At 58.9% G+C, this 13,382-nt stretch carries 11 protein-coding genes and 1 tRNA gene; 4 read left to right on the top strand and 8 right to left on the bottom strand.

Translation table 11 applies throughout. The features are described from left to right. Window positions 1-58: 58 nt before the first annotated feature. From IC235_RS02065 to IC235_RS02050, 4 genes are all read right to left on the bottom strand, one after another. Window positions 59-577 carry a DinB family protein gene (locus tag IC235_RS02065; protein WP_191003506.1) on the bottom strand — a complete coding sequence of 173 codons (519 nt, stop codon included), beginning with the start codon at window positions 575-577 and terminating at the stop codon, window positions 59-61. Window positions 578-647: 70 nt separating this feature from the next. Further along, a complete protein-coding gene (locus tag IC235_RS02060) occupies window positions 648-2,066 on the bottom strand; it encodes an MFS transporter (RefSeq protein ID WP_191003505.1) in 1,419 nt (472 codons plus the stop codon). 309 nt (window positions 2,067-2,375) lie between these two features. Beyond that, window positions 2,376-2,463: transfer RNA gene (locus IC235_RS02055), tRNA-Ser, on the bottom strand. Window positions 2,464-2,634: 171 nt separating this feature from the next. Then, on the bottom strand, window positions 2,635-3,720 hold the full coding sequence (locus tag IC235_RS02050) for an asparaginase (RefSeq protein WP_191003504.1): 1,086 nt from the start codon (window positions 3,718-3,720) through the stop codon (window positions 2,635-2,637). Window positions 3,721-3,906: 186 nt separating this feature from the next. Here IC235_RS02050 and IC235_RS02045 point away from each other — a divergent pair, with 186 nt between their 5' ends. After that, a complete protein-coding gene (locus tag IC235_RS02045; RefSeq protein WP_191003503.1) occupies window positions 3,907-5,436 on the top strand; it encodes a malate:quinone oxidoreductase in 1,530 nt (509 codons plus the stop codon). Window positions 5,437-5,721: 285 nt separating this feature from the next. On the opposite strand, the gene lpdA is transcribed toward IC235_RS02045, so the two are convergent. Next, window positions 5,722-7,116: a dihydrolipoyl dehydrogenase gene (lpdA, locus tag IC235_RS02040; protein ID WP_191003502.1), complete on the bottom strand. Its 1,395-nt coding sequence runs from the start codon at window positions 7,114-7,116 to the stop codon at window positions 5,722-5,724. A 602-nt stretch (window positions 7,117-7,718) separates the two neighbouring features. On the opposite strand from lpdA, the gene IC235_RS02035 reads away from it, so the two are divergent. After that, the gene (locus tag IC235_RS02035; protein WP_191003501.1) at window positions 7,719-8,036 is read left to right on the top strand and encodes a S24 family peptidase; all 318 of its coding nucleotides are present in this window, start codon (window positions 7,719-7,721) and stop codon (window positions 8,034-8,036) included. 239 nt (window positions 8,037-8,275) lie between these two features. Next, on the top strand, window positions 8,276-9,130 hold the full coding sequence (locus IC235_RS02030; protein ID WP_191003500.1) for a tetratricopeptide repeat protein: 855 nt from the start codon (window positions 8,276-8,278) through the stop codon (window positions 9,128-9,130). A 403-nt stretch (window positions 9,131-9,533) separates the two neighbouring features. On the opposite strand, the gene IC235_RS02025 is transcribed toward IC235_RS02030, so the two are convergent. Together IC235_RS02025 and IC235_RS02020 are read right to left on the bottom strand one after the other, a co-directional pair. Continuing rightward, a complete protein-coding gene (locus IC235_RS02025) occupies window positions 9,534-10,280 on the bottom strand; it encodes an SMI1/KNR4 family protein (protein ID WP_191003499.1) in 747 nt (248 codons plus the stop codon). A gap of 60 nt (window positions 10,281-10,340) precedes the next feature. Continuing rightward, entirely contained in the window at window positions 10,341-11,684 is a 1,344-nt protein-coding gene (locus IC235_RS02020; RefSeq protein ID WP_223847034.1) for a geranylgeranyl reductase family protein, read from the bottom strand. A gap of 31 nt (window positions 11,685-11,715) precedes the next feature. Here IC235_RS02020 and fabG point away from each other — a divergent pair, with 31 nt between their 5' ends. Next, the gene (gene fabG / locus IC235_RS02015; protein WP_191003498.1) at window positions 11,716-12,465 is read left to right on the top strand and encodes a 3-oxoacyl-[acyl-carrier-protein] reductase; all 750 of its coding nucleotides are present in this window, start codon (window positions 11,716-11,718) and stop codon (window positions 12,463-12,465) included. A 26-nt stretch (window positions 12,466-12,491) separates the two neighbouring features. Here fabG and IC235_RS02010 read toward each other — a convergent pair whose 3' ends face one another. Further along, entirely contained in the window at window positions 12,492-13,262 is a 771-nt protein-coding gene (locus IC235_RS02010) for a hypothetical protein (protein WP_223847033.1), read from the bottom strand. Window positions 13,263-13,382: the final 120 nt, after the last annotated feature.

Here is a 13,382-nt window from a genome sequence, read left to right as displayed (position 1 = left end):
TAACGCCGCTTAGGGGGCGCTGAACACCCGCTTAGGCCAATGCCGCTGGCCAGAACACCTAAAACCCGCCGGGCTCGTCGGCACTGGGACCGTAGAGGCCGGGCACGGGGATGTCGAGCAAGCGCAGATACACCGAGAGTTGACCGCGGTGGTGGATGCTGTGGTTAAGCCCCATGATACGAAGCGCGGCGCCCCGGGGGCGCTCCATGAGCACCTGTTCGCCCCGCCGGAGCTGGAAATTGTGGGTTAGCTGTTCGTCGTAGCTTTCCTGCAGGGCTTGGCGCAGGGTTTGGCTGTATTGGTCGAAGCGGGCCAGCAGCTCTTCCCTGCTGGTGGGCGTGGGGCCGGGCTTGGGTGCGTTAGGGTCGAGGAAGTCGCGCGAATCGGCTTGCACAAACAGGGTTTTGAAGGCCAGCAGGTTCACGACGTGGGCGGCCAGCTTGCCCAGGGGCATGCTCTTGGGGTGGGGCGTGTAGTCGGCCTTGTCGTAAGGCACGCGCTCGAGAACCTTGCGGGTGTTGGCCAGCTCGTGGTCGAGCTCAGCCAGGATGTTTTGCTGCAGCGAGGAAGTGTGCATGGGGTAGGTTTGGTAGGTAATAACGCGGCCGGGCTTGGGCCTTGCTGGAAGAGACGCTGAGCGACGCGTTTTACTTTGTGGCGGCAGGCGTGCTGGCCACGGCCGAAGCGGGCGGGGGGCCGGGGAAGGCAGTCGACAGGGTGTCCTCGCGCAGCTTTTTGCCGCGCAGCGTGAGCAGAAAGATGAACCCCAGAACGAAGAAGATGATCAGCGATAAAATGCTGTTGCGCATTGAGCCCGTGATTTGGGCAATTACGCCAAACACCGCTGTGCCGATAACAATGCTCAGCTTCTCCGTCACGTCAAAAAAGCTAAAGAACGCCGCGGAGTTGGGCGTATTCTCAGGGATAATTTTTGAATAAGTGCTGCGGCTCAGGCTCTGAATCCCCCCCATCGTAAGGCCAATGACGGAGGCCAGGGCATAGAAGCTCCAACCGGCTTGCACGAAGTAGCCGGCTACGCAAATCAGCCCCCAGATAGCGACCGACCAGCTCAGGGCCCGGGTGTTACCGATGCGTTCGGAAAGCTTGGCGAACAAATAAGCTCCTAAGATGGCTACTACTTGCAGCAGCAGGATAGTAACAATAAGCGCCGTGCTTTCCAGGTGCAGCTCTTTATCGCCGAAGATGGTGGCTACGTACATCACCGTTTGCACGCCCATGTTGTAAGTAAAATAAGCCAGCAGAAACTTCTTCAGGTTGGGCAGCTGCTCAAGTTGGTTCCAGACCTTGCCTAACTCGCGAAAGCCGTTTAGCACCCAGCCGCCTTCGGCCCGGGGAGCGTTGGCGGGCCGACCGGTATCGGGCGGCAGCGTGAAGAAAGGAATCTGGGCGAAACCCGCCCACCAGAGGCCGGTGAGCAGGAAGCTCAAGCGAGTAGCAAATCCTTTCTCGATGCCCAGCTCCTGGTTGAACGTCACCAGCAGCAGGCAAATGACCAGCAGAATCACCGAGCCCACGTAGCCCATCGAAAAGCCCTTGGCGGAGAGTGAATCGAACTTCGCCTCCGAGCTGATGTCGGGCAGGTAGGAGTTATAGAAGACAATACTGCCGCTAAAGCCAACCGTGGCCGCGATAAACACGAACGTCGACAGTGTGAGCGTGTCCTTGGTGAAGAAGAACAGCCCCGCGCAGCTGGCGGCCCCGATGTAGCAGAATATTTGCAGAAACAGCTTCTTACGCCCGGAGAAGTCGGCCAACGAGGTCAGAAATGGGCTGACCAACGCAATGAGCAAGAAAGAAAACGAAATGGCGTAGGTGAGCAGCGATGAGCCCGGAACCTGGAAGCCCATAAAATCGACAATATTGCCCGGGGCCGAATTGATGTCGGCCGTGACAGCGCCCCAATAAATGGGAAAGATGCTGCTCGTAATCACGAGCGGGTACACCGAGTTGGCCCAGTCGTAGAACGTCCAGCCGGTAGTAATGCGCTTGTTGTCTTTTTCGATGCCGAGCGGTGCGGCGGGGGTACTAGTCGAAGGCTGAGCCATGAGAAGCGACGAAGATTGTAGGTTTGCGCCGGGCAAGGTAACGGGTTTTTAGGGTTCAGGTTGGATAGAGAATAAACCCGTTCCCATGTTTCGCTACCATAGTGGCAAGTAGGAATGTTGGCCCATACCATACCGGCGCATTCTTGCAGCAGGTAAAGCGGTGTTCTGAGTAATAGTATTTGATTGCCGGGTACGACCAATTACTGCTGAGGCTGAACCCCTGGCACGGTGGCGTCGCCGGGCTTACCTACTCCAGCCAGGTATCAGGGCAATAAAAAAGCCCGTTTCCGGCTTGGAAACGGGCTTCTGCTGAGAGGATGGGATTCGAACCCACGATGACCTTTTGAGCCATACACACTTTCCAGGCGTGCTCCTTCGACCACTCGGACACCTCTCAAGGTTGGCGGTTCGTGGCACAAAGATATGACAAGGCCGCTGGCCGGGCAAGTGGAACGTGGCCTTCGCTGCACCGGGCAATGTGGGAGGCCGCCTTCAAGGCTGCGTTGGTGCCGCGCCAGTAGTCCTTGTATTCGGGCATTGTTCCACCGGTTGAACCAAAGGCTTCACCCTACGACGTGATTTCGCCGCGCAGGCTCTGCATTAGCAGCTCGCGTGTGGGCTGCTCCCCCAGCCCGAGGCCCAGCACGAACATGAGCTTGGTAACGGCCGCTTCGGTCGTGATGTCGTCGCCACCCACGATGCCCAGCTCGGCGAAGCGGGCGCTGGTTTCGTACTTGCCCTGCACTACGCGGCCCTCCTCGCACTGGCTCACGTTGAGCAGCCACACGCCCCGCTGGCGCGCCTCGGCCAGGCACCGCAAAAACCACGGAGCCGTGGGCGCGTTGCCCGAGCCGTAGGTTTCGAGCACGCAGCCCCGCAGGCCGGCAATGCCCAGCGTAGCACCCACTACCGCCTCGGTAATGCCCGGGAAGAGCCGCAGCACGGCCACGCCGGTTTCCAGGGTCGTGTGCACTTTCAGGGGGGCGCCCGGCAGCAGGCGGATGCTTTTATCGTCGAAGTCGAGGCTGATGCCGGCGCGGGCCAGGGGCGGGTAGTTCTCGCTTTTGAAAGCGGCAAACTGCTGGCTTTCGACCTTCTTGGCCCGGGTACCCCGAATGAGGATGTCGTTGAAGAACACGCACACCTCCGGCACCCGCACAGTACGGGCGCGGGGGTGGCAGGCCGCCGCTATCTCCAGGGCCGTGATGAGGTTGCGCTGGGCATCGGAGCGGCTGGCGCCGACGGGCACCTGCGCCCCGGTGAAGACCACCGGCTTGCCCAAGTGCTCGAGCACGTAGCTGAGCGCCGCCGCCGAGTACGCCATGGTGTCGGTGCCGTGCAGCACCACGAAGCCCTCGAAATCGGCGTAGTGCTGGCCGATGAGCTGGGCCAGAAACAGCCAGTCGGCCGGCGTCACGTTGCTGCTGTCGATGGGGGCCGGCAGGCTGAGCAACGACAGGCGAAACGGCAGGCGGGCCAGCTCGGGCATGCTGCGGTCGAGGCGCCCCAGTTGCATGGGCACCAGCTCGCCGCTGCCGTTGACGGCCATGCCCACCGTCCCGCCCGTGTAGATGATGAGCAGCCGCGGCGCGGCAGCATCGGCCGAGTCGGCGCGGGTGGGCAGGGAGAGCAGCGGCAGGTTAGCGGCGGGCATGGGTGGGAACTCAGGGGCTGGAAGTGGCGAGAATAGCAGCTCTTCTCCTTACGCGGACAAGGAAATTGGCGCTCTTGGACGCAAGGTAGGCCCGGTTGTTTTTTCGGCCATAAGCAGCCCTGCGCGGTTGCCATCCGTATTGCTTGCGGCCCATCTATTTTCTTTCGCTATGACTTCACTTTCGCTATGACTTCAACGGACCAGCCCTCCCCCAAACCAGTTACCGACATCGTGCTCATTGGCGCGGGTATTATGAGCGCCACCCTGGGCGTCCTGCTTAAGGCTCTTGACTCCACCCTCAGCATCGCCGTGTACGAGCGCCTCGACGCCGTGGCCGCCGAAAGCTCCGACGCCTGGAACAATGCCGGCACGGGCCACTCGGCCTTCTGCGAGCTGAACTACACCCCGGAACGGCCCGACGGCTCCATCGACATCTCCAAGGCCGATAAAATCGCTGAGCAGTTCGAGGTGAGCAAGCAGTTCTGGGCCTCGCTCGTGCAGGAAGGGCCGCTGCCCGACCCCACGTCCTTCATCCATACCATTCCGCACATGAGCTTTGTGTGGGGGGCCGCCAACGTGGAGTACCTGCGCAAGCGCCACGCCGCCCTGCTGCACTCGCCCTTGTTCCAGGGCCTGGAATTTAGCGAGGACCCCGCCCAGATTGCCGCCTGGATTCCGCTGGTGATGGAAGGCCGCGACCCGGCCACCCCCGTGGCGGCCACGCGCATGGCCATTGGCACCGACGTCAACTTCGGCTCCCTCACCCGCTGCCTTTTCAAGCACCTGAAGGCCCAGCCGGGCGTGGAGTTTCACCTGGGCCACCAGGTCGAGGACTTTCAGCGCAAAAGCGACGGCATCTGGCGCCTTAAAATCGAAGACCTGGCGACGGGCGACCGGCGCATTGCGCGCGCGAAATTCGTGTTTATCGGGGCCGGCGGGGGCACGCTGCCGCTGCTGGAGAAAACCGACATTCCCGAGGCCAGCGGCTTCGGCGGCTTCCCCGTGAGCGGGCAGTGGCTGAAGTGCCGCAACCCCGCCGTGATTGCCCGGCACGAGGCCAAGGTGTACGGCAAGCCGGCCGTGGGCTCGCCGCCCATGTCGATGCCCCACCTCGACACGCGCCAAATCAATGGCCAAAAGGAGTTGCTGTTTGGGCCGTACGCGGGCTTTAGCACCAAGTTTTTGAAGAAGGGCTCCTACAGCGACCTGTTCCGGTCCATCGAATTGGGTAACATCCGGCCGCTGCTCTACGCCGGTGCCCGCAACCTGGGCCTTACCCGCTACCTGATTGGCCAGGTGCTGCAATCACCGGAAGACCGCACCGCCGCCCTGCGCGAATACTATCCCAGCGCCAACCCCGACGACTGGCAGTTGGAAGTGGCCGGGCAGCGCGTGCAGGTCATCAAAAAAGACAAGAAGCAGGGTGGCGTACTGGAGTTCGGCACCGAGATGGTGACGTCGGCCGATGGCTCCATCGCGGCCTTGCTCGGAGCCTCGCCCGGCGCGAGCACGGCCGTAGCCATCATGCTGGACCTGGTGCAGAAGTGCTTCGCCGAGCGGGCCGCCACGCCCGAGTGGCAGGCCCGGTTGCGGCAGATGGTACCCTCATTTGGCCAGCGCCTGGCCGATAACCCCGCCCTGACCGCCGAGGTGCGCGAGCGTAGCCACCAGGCGCTACGGCTCGATGGCGGCCAGCAGACGAAGGAGAGACAATAGAATGAAGCCGCCTATCTGTAAACTCGTCCGGAGTACTTAAAGATCAGGCAATAACCTACGGCACAGCTGTTCCGTGCAATGCAAAAGCCCTCCCGGCAGCTTGGCCGGGAGGGCTTTTTGGTGGTTAGTCGACCGGGCTTTGGCGCTGAAGCCCACCTGAAGATCAGCTCGAACAGGGTGGCGTTGCTAGTGGACGAAGGGACACCCCCAAGGCCGGGAAAGCCCAGGTTGAACTACGCTGGGGCCTTGCGCTTGCGCTGGATATTCTTCTTGCGCTGGATATTCTTACAAGTGAATCACCTCACCGTAGGCGGCGGCGGCAGCTTCCATCACGGCCTCCGACATGGTTGGGTGGGGGTGCACCGACTTGATGATTTCGTGCCCCGTAGTTTCCAGCTTGCGCGCGACGACTACTTCGGCAATCATTTCGGTCACGTTCGAGCCGATCATGTGAGCGCCGAGCCACTCGCCGTACTTCTTGTCGAAGATGACTTTTACGAAGCCGTCTTTCACGCCGCCGGCGCTGGCTTTGCCCGAGGCCGAGAAGGGGAACTTGCCCACCAGGATGTCGTAGCCTTTTTCCTTGGCTTCGGCCTCGGTGTAGCCCACGCTGGCAATTTCGGGCGAGGCGTAGGTGCAGCCGGGGATGTTCTGGTAGTTGAGGGGCTCGGGGTGATGGCCGGCAATTTTCTCCACGCAGATGATGCCTTCGGCCGAGGCGACGTGGGCCAGCGCCGGGCCGGGCACAATGTCGCCAATGGCGTAGATGCCGGGCACGCTAGTCTGGTAGAAGTCGTCGACGATGACGCGGCCGCGCTCCACTTTAATGCCCAGCTCCTCGAGGCCGAGATTCTCCAGGTTGGTGGTTACGCCCACGGCGCTGAGCACCACGTCGCAGTCGATCTGCTGCTCCCCCTTGGCGGTTTTGATGGTCACTTTGCAGCCTTCGCCGCTGGTGTCTACGGCGGTTACTTCGGCGCTGGTGAGCACGTTCACGCCGATTTTGCGGAACGACTTTTCCATCTGGCGCGACACTTCCTCGTCTTCCACCGGCACGATGCGGGGCAGGAATTCCACTACCGTCACCTCCGAGCCCATAGTGCGGTAGAAGTAGGCAAACTCCACGCCGATGGCGCCCGAGCCCACCACCACGAGGCGCTTGGGCAGCTGCTCGAGGGCCATCGCCTTGCGGTAGCCGATGATTTTCTTATTGTCGACCGGCATGGTCGGCAGCTCGCGCGAGCGGGCCCCGGTGGCCAGGATGATGCTCTTGGCTTCGACCGTTTCCTTGCCGCCGTCGGCCTTGGTGACTTCCACTTTGCCGGGGGCCAGCACTTTGCCGGTGCCCATCACGACCTCGATCTTATTCTTTTTGAACAGGAAATTGATGCCCTTGCTCATGCCGTCGGCCACGCCGCGGCTGCGGCTGATTACAGCCCCGAAGTCGTAGCCGATGCCCTCGGCCTTGAGGCCATAGTCGCCCGCGTGGTTGAGGTACTCGAACACCTGCGCCGACTTGAGCAGCGCTTTGGTCGGAATGCAGCCCCAGTTGAGGCAGATGCCCCCCAGCGACTCGCGCTCAATAACGCCCACTTTCAGGCCCAGCTGCGACGCGCGAATGGCGGCCACGTACCCGCCGGGGCCGCTACCGATCACGACCAAATCAAATTGCAATGCCATACTATGTATTTTGTACTGTGAAAATCAAATGTTTACAAAAACAAAAAAGCCAAACCAAGGCTACTTTTGAAGTAAATTCAGGGACTAGCTACCTTTAGAAAACCAGCTACTTAGCGGCTTTTGAGCAATCTTAGAAATGTTCCACTACTGAATCAAAGGGGCTTTCCCAAAGACGGGCAAAGGTACTGTTTATGGTGATTTACCGCATGAACACGATCGGGGCAGCAAAATTGGTATCTATAGGCGCCCATTCAAAGTATTGGCCAGAAAAGAGCAGAACGTACCGCTACTTCCGCCTGATAAATTAGCTGAATTAAAAGCGCTACCACCCACCGGCTGTGTACACGGAAGAAATACGAATCAGTCTCCTGGTTAGCGGTATAAGCCTGCTTACAGAGGCCAGATTACGGCATTGCGGCGCTAATATCCAAGGTAGAGAATCATGTTAGCGACGAAGCAAATGGCAAACAGGTAAGTATCCCCTTATATCGGGAAGGATTCAGACCCACCATCACCGGGAATGAATTATTTCACATATATCTTCGAAGAAGATAAATTCAACTCGCCTGAGAATGTTAAATATCAAAAATCGAATCTGAATCATGAATAAATATGAAAGGTTGCAGACAGAGCTGGAAACAGCCGGAGAAGGAAAAATGAAAGTTTTTGGGAGCTCTATGCTCCCCATTCTTAAATCAGGCTCCTTACTCACTTTTCGAAGACAGGATACTTATCAGATAGGTGATGTCGTCTTTAGCAAGGTAAAGGGCAGGTACATTGATGCCCATAAAATAGTGTCAATCGATACCAATAAAGGCTACCTGATTGCCAATAATCATGGTTTTGAGAATGGCTGGACCAAGCGGGTATTCGGTAAAGCCGTAGTTGCCGAATTTGCTGGTCAGGTGAAGGAGCTTTAAACAGCTATCCTAAGCTACTGTCACTATGCGTCATATATGACTTTTGCTCAGCACCCTTACCTGTTGGCAGGGTCGACGTAGCGGCTGTAATTGACGCCCTGGGCCGCGCCGCTATGCCGACTTGCTCTCACAGCCTACAACAAAGTCTGGCCCGATACATGGTAGCAGCGAATTCTGCCCGGGGACCGTATAAGCCTCGGTTACAGTGCACGTTGCCTTAACCTTACCTTGTTGCTTTCATGAAATCATTTTTTCGCCCTTTGCTGGGGGCTCTCGGCCTTTGGGCTGGGCTAACCAGCTGCGCTACCACCGTCACGGAGAAGGAAAAATCCTCCGTGACCAGCCTGCCCGTGGCCTCGTCTACGGGGACGCCCGATTCGACGGGAGCGACGACAGTGCCGAATGGCCGCGGTGCTACACCCCCAACTTCGGCCCCGGCCGCTGCTCCGGGGGCCGTACTGGCCGCCAACGCCGCGCCGACTGCTACTCAGGCTTCGGCCGAACGCGAGAAAGAGCGAAAAATGACGGCGGCCGACTACCGCAGCATGCTGGCCAGCGCCGAGGCCCTGCTCAAGGCCAACCCCAGAAATCCGGCCGCCCTGCTCCAGCGGGCCAAGGCGAAAAGCTACCTGAAGCAATATAAAGCGGCCCTGCCCGACTACACGGCCGCCCTGCGCTACCAGCGTAACAACCCCGACGCCTACTACAACCTCGGCGTAAACCACCTGATGCTCAAGAAATATAAGGCGGCCGCCACTGACTTCTCCGGCGCTCTCAAGTACCGGCCTAATGACCGGGAATCCTTCTTCGGCCGGGGAGTAGCCAAGATGCAGATGTACCAGTACAAATCGGCCGTGGGCGACTTCACCAAGGCCATCCAGCTCGACTCCGCCTACGCCGACGCCTGGGAGTACCGGGGCATCAGCTACTCGTCGTTCGACAAGCTGGCGGAAGCCCGGCGCGACCTGGAGCAGGCCACTAAGCTCAACCCGGAAGCAGTCAAGAGCCTGCGCCGCTATGTGGGCAACGACGGTCAGGAGCCCATCAAGCCCCCCGTTACCCGCACGGTAGCCCGACCCGCACGGCGCCGCTAGCTTACCGGCCCGCTTCAGGGCCCGGCGGGGAACCTCACCCCCAGCCCCTCTCCCCAGGAGAGGGGAGCCAGGCGACTGGGATATCGAGCTTACGAAAGGCTCTGATCCAACTGGCGCCAACTGGCGGCAGTCTTAAGGCAACGCCGTTGCCGTGACTGCCAGACCTTAGAACGGGGGCAGTCTCCCGACTGCCGCGTCGGGGCGTCAACGAGTTCTATGGCTACGGCAGTCGAAAGACTGCCCGCATGCTGGTGGCTCGCTGCGCATGACTGCTTGTTGGCGCTGCATTAGCTTGCATTCCCTGCCTCAGTGGCTATTTTTCGCCAAATAGCCACCCCCCGAAACCCGGCAGCCCTGCTCCAGCGGACCAAGGCGAAAAGCTACCTGAAGCAGTATTTAGTTATCAAATACTGCGGCTTCCGACGTATTTTGCCTTCAATTGATTAACCAACCTAGTGCCTAAATTTTCAAATTCTGATTTATTTTGAGTAGATAGATAAGCGTGGCATCCGCCACTATATCTATCAATTGTCAGCCGAGCATCTTCTCGTTCACCACAATATACAATCTCGTCCGAGAACCAGAGTTGCTGAAATCCCAGCTCATGGGCTAAATTCTTTGCGGCTTCGCAAATCTGCATTGGAGGTATTATCCAGTAACCGTAATTTTTCAGGAATTTCAACTGATAATTCATGAAAGCTCTTCGCCAAAGCAACCCTTCGAGTGAGGCTGCATAAAGCTCTCCCTGCCATTCTCCTTCAATGCGCCAAACGGTAGGTTCTGCTTCTCCATTTTCACGTAAGGCAAGTTGCTGGGAGGGAAAAATATCTTCCGCAATCAGGATGCAGTCTTTTGGCGCGATCGGATCGTTCTCTTCAACCATATACTGATAGGAATCGAGAATTGTGGTAATATCCGTTTTCTCACCGGGTTCAAATAGGAAGAGGCCTCCATTGTCATGTCCCATATGGGATAGATATTCAACGTATTGAGCAGGCAAAGAACGCCCCACTAACTGCTCAAGCATTTTAATTTCTGCTGGGTTGGCGCCCCGAATCTTTAAAGGAAAAGTCGGGTCAAACGAGGATACATATTCTATCAGGGCTTCCATTGAGTTTTTCTGGGGTAAGGTTGTTTTCACTTGTATCATCTGGGTTATGATTCGTTGAGAAACCTTGTCATACCGAGCGCAGCGAAGCATCCTGCGCGGCTATTTTCCACCGAACAGCAGCCGGAAATAAAACCTGGGCTGCCGGAGCCGTTCGCGCAAGTCCAGGTCCATGAACATGGCCGACAGGGTTTCGGCTAGTGTGGGGTTGTTGGCGGCGCGGTTGGCCACGATGTTGAACAGGCTGGGGAAGTTGAGCAGCCGCTGCATCACGCGGCTGAGACGCAACTCCTGACCGAGCCGATTGTAGACGGCCTGGTCGTAATTTTTCAGGAATGCCGGGCTGCAATCGGCGGTGGTTACAGCTTGCGCGGCCCAGTGGGCGGCGTGGCGCCCGCTGACCATGGCGTGCGAGATTCCCTCGCCGCTGAACGGGTCGATAAGGGAGCCGGCATCGCCGAGCAGCAGGTAGTTGGCCCCCGACAGGGGCCGGCGCTTCGAGCCTAGCGGCAGGCCGAACCCGCGCACCGGCCCCAGGCGCCGGGCCTGGGCAAAGCGGGGCGCCAGCGTGGGGTGGGTGGCCAGAATCTCGTCGAGGCGCTGGCGGAGGTTGATTTTTTTGGCGGCCACCGTTTTCGAGAGCATCCCTACACCGACGTTGGCCTGGCCATTGGGCAGGGGGAACACCCAGAGGTAGCCGGGCAGAAAGTCTTTGATGAAGTGCAGTTCGATAAAATTATCGGGGCTGAGGCCCGCCACGTTGTCGTAGTAAGTGCGCAGGCCGGCGCAGTGGTGGTCGGGCTCGAGGGCATGGCCGGCCACTTTGCGGGCAAAGTCTGACTGGGCCCCGTTGGCCACCAGCAGCAGGCGGCAGGTGGCCAGCTCCTGGCCGGCTTTGTCGAATAGCTGCCAGCCGTCGGGGGTGCGTTCGGTGCGGGCCACGTCCACGTGTTCGCGAAAGTCAATTTCCGGGTGCCGGCGCACTTCTTCCACCAGGAAATTGTCGAAATCGAGGCGCTTGGCCACGTGGCCGGCGGCCCGGTCGGTGGCTTTGTTGAACTTGGGCTTGAAGGGAATAGCGAGGCGGCGGCCGTTGGGCGCGAAGAAATCAATCCCCCAGCTCGGCACCTGGGTGGGCGCGGCGGCCAACCGGCCGGGCAGCTCCTCACTGATGCGCCGCAACTCGCTCAACACCTTACCACTGAGGGCGTCACCGCAGATTTTGTCGCGCGGAAACGTGGCGCGGTCGAGCAGCAGGCAGCGGTGGCCGGCGTGGGCCAGGTGCAGGGCGGCGGTGGCCCCGCCGGGACCCGCGCCCAGAATGCAGATGTCGTGGTGCAGCATGTCGGGCACGAAGGTAGGACGACGTCCGCGGTGGCGGGCCGCTGAGGCGCAGCCGGGCTGGGCGTGGTCGGGAAGCAGGCGGGCGGGCCAAACCCGCGGCAAAGGCTGCGGGACACTTCTTACCTTCGCCCCCATGACCCAAACACTGACCGGAAAAGTGGCCCTCATAACGGGTGCTTCCAAAGGAATTGGCCGCGCCATCGCGGCGCATTTTGCCCAATTAGGCGCCCAAGTCGCCTTCACCTACCTCTCGTCCGTCGAAAAAGGCCAAGCCCTGGAAACCGAGCTGGCGGCCCACGGCGCCAAGGCCAAAGGCTACCGCTCCGACGCCTCCGACTACGCCCAGGCCGAAAAGCTGATTGAGGACGTACTAGCCGACTTCGGCCAGCTCGACATCCTGGTCAACAACGCCGGTATCACCCAGGACGGCCTACTTATGCGCATGTCCGAGTCTCAATGGGACCAGGTGCTGACCGTCAACCTTAAGTCGGTATTTAACCTCACGAAGGCAGCTACCAAGCCCATGATGCGCGCCAAAGCCGGCTCCATCATCAACATGACCAGTGTAGTAGGCCTTAAGGGCAACGCCGGGCAGGCCAACTACGCCGCCAGCAAGGCCGGCATCATTGGCTTCACCAAATCGGTGGCCCTGGAGCTGGGCTCGCGCAACATCCGCTGCAACGCCATTGCGCCGGGCTTCATCGAAACCGAAATGACCGATGCGCTCGACCCCAAGCAGGTGGACGAGTGGCGCAAGGCCATTCCGCTCAAGCGCGGCGGCCGGCCCGAGGACGTGGCCCGGGCCACGGCGTTTCTGGCCTCGGATGACTCGGCCTACATTACCGGCCAGGTGCTGCAGGTGGATGGCGGCATGCTGACGTAGCGAGTTAAAAGGCAGACCGTGCCAATTTATAGGCCCTGTTCCAGTTGCCGTATAACCGGAATCAGCTCCCAATCTATGTAGGGGGCTGCGGCGGATGGTACGGTCTGCTTTAACTTATTCAATACGGCCGGGCTCCTCAGCCACTCCCGGAATAGCTTACCTTGCTGGGGCATATCCTCGTATCCCGGGAGCACCTGCTTTTCCAGCACTTTTTTTTGTGCCCCACTAACAAAAGCGGCTAAACGATAACTGGAGCATTGCTTATCAGCCGCTAGCCATATCTGCAGCAGTTGCCCGAAGTCTGAATAGACGTTGGCTATAGCGGAGAAATACCCTGCAAAACCAGCATCGATGTCCGCTGATTCTTCGGTTAATAGCTTTTTCCAGAAGGCCAATAAAAATCGATGGATGACCGTCTTTTCATTATCAGGCCAGTTTTTATAATTGCCATAATTGAGTTTATCTAAGGTTACCCATTCATCAAAATCCATCGGTAACTCAGAGAGCAACTCGAACAGGCGAGGCAGGAAGTGTTTGAAGTCATTTACTCCACCCCAGGTTGTCATAGCTTTGAAGTGGTAAGTAGTAAGGTCTTCAACTGAAAGCTCACGGAGCGGCTTTGCGGCTAAGGTCTGATTCCATCGATCCAGCATCAGCTTTTGATACACCGGGCTACCATCCATAGCAGGGTCAAGAGGGTATTTGGCAAACATTTGATAGAGTTGCTCAATCGATTCGGACAGCTCTGCCTTATAATTATCAGTCTGGCTGCTGGTCTGGGTCATGTGATTGGCCATTTACTTTCTGCCATAAAATATACGGTTGTAGATCGCGCTGCCATGACGGCGCCACTCAAACTTTCTTTGGCTGCTTTGCTGATCTTTCCGTTTACCCACGCCTAGCTACTACGTTCAACC

This window comes from Hymenobacter montanus, assembly GCF_014699115.1.
In the GTDB taxonomy this organism is placed as follows: domain Bacteria; phylum Bacteroidota; class Bacteroidia; order Cytophagales; family Hymenobacteraceae; genus Hymenobacter; species Hymenobacter montanus.
The sequence above is the reverse complement of the archived record's forward strand: the minus strand, read 5'-3'. Positions and strand labels throughout refer to the sequence as shown.

What these genes read in the sequence shown, in the direction of transcription:
- IC235_RS02035 (WP_191003501.1), top strand. Translation starts at nt 7,719, where the DNA reads ATGAATAAATATGAAAGGTTGCAGACAGAGCTGGAAACAGCCGGAGAA.
- IC235_RS02030 (WP_191003500.1), top strand. Translation starts at nt 8,276, where the DNA reads ATGAAATCATTTTTTCGCCCTTTGCTGGGGGCTCTCGGCCTTTGGGCT.
- IC235_RS02050 (WP_191003504.1), bottom strand. Translation starts at nt 3,720, where the DNA reads ATGCCCGCCGCTAACCTGCCGCTGCTCTCCCTGCCCACCCGCGCCGAC.
- IC235_RS02065 (WP_191003506.1), bottom strand. Translation starts at nt 577, where the DNA reads ATGCACACTTCCTCGCTGCAGCAAAACATCCTGGCTGAGCTCGACCAC.
- IC235_RS02010 (WP_223847033.1), bottom strand. Translation starts at nt 13,262, where the DNA reads ATGGCCAATCACATGACCCAGACCAGCAGCCAGACTGATAATTATAAG.
- lpdA (WP_191003502.1), bottom strand. Translation starts at nt 7,116, where the DNA reads ATGGCATTGCAATTTGATTTGGTCGTGATCGGTAGCGGCCCCGGCGGG.
- IC235_RS02060 (WP_191003505.1), bottom strand. Translation starts at nt 2,066, where the DNA reads ATGGCTCAGCCTTCGACTAGTACCCCCGCCGCACCGCTCGGCATCGAA.
- IC235_RS02025 (WP_191003499.1), bottom strand. Translation starts at nt 10,280, where the DNA reads ATGATACAAGTGAAAACAACCTTACCCCAGAAAAACTCAATGGAAGCC.
- fabG (WP_191003498.1), top strand. Translation starts at nt 11,716, where the DNA reads ATGACCCAAACACTGACCGGAAAAGTGGCCCTCATAACGGGTGCTTCC.
- IC235_RS02045 (WP_191003503.1), top strand. Translation starts at nt 3,907, where the DNA reads ATGACTTCAACGGACCAGCCCTCCCCCAAACCAGTTACCGACATCGTG.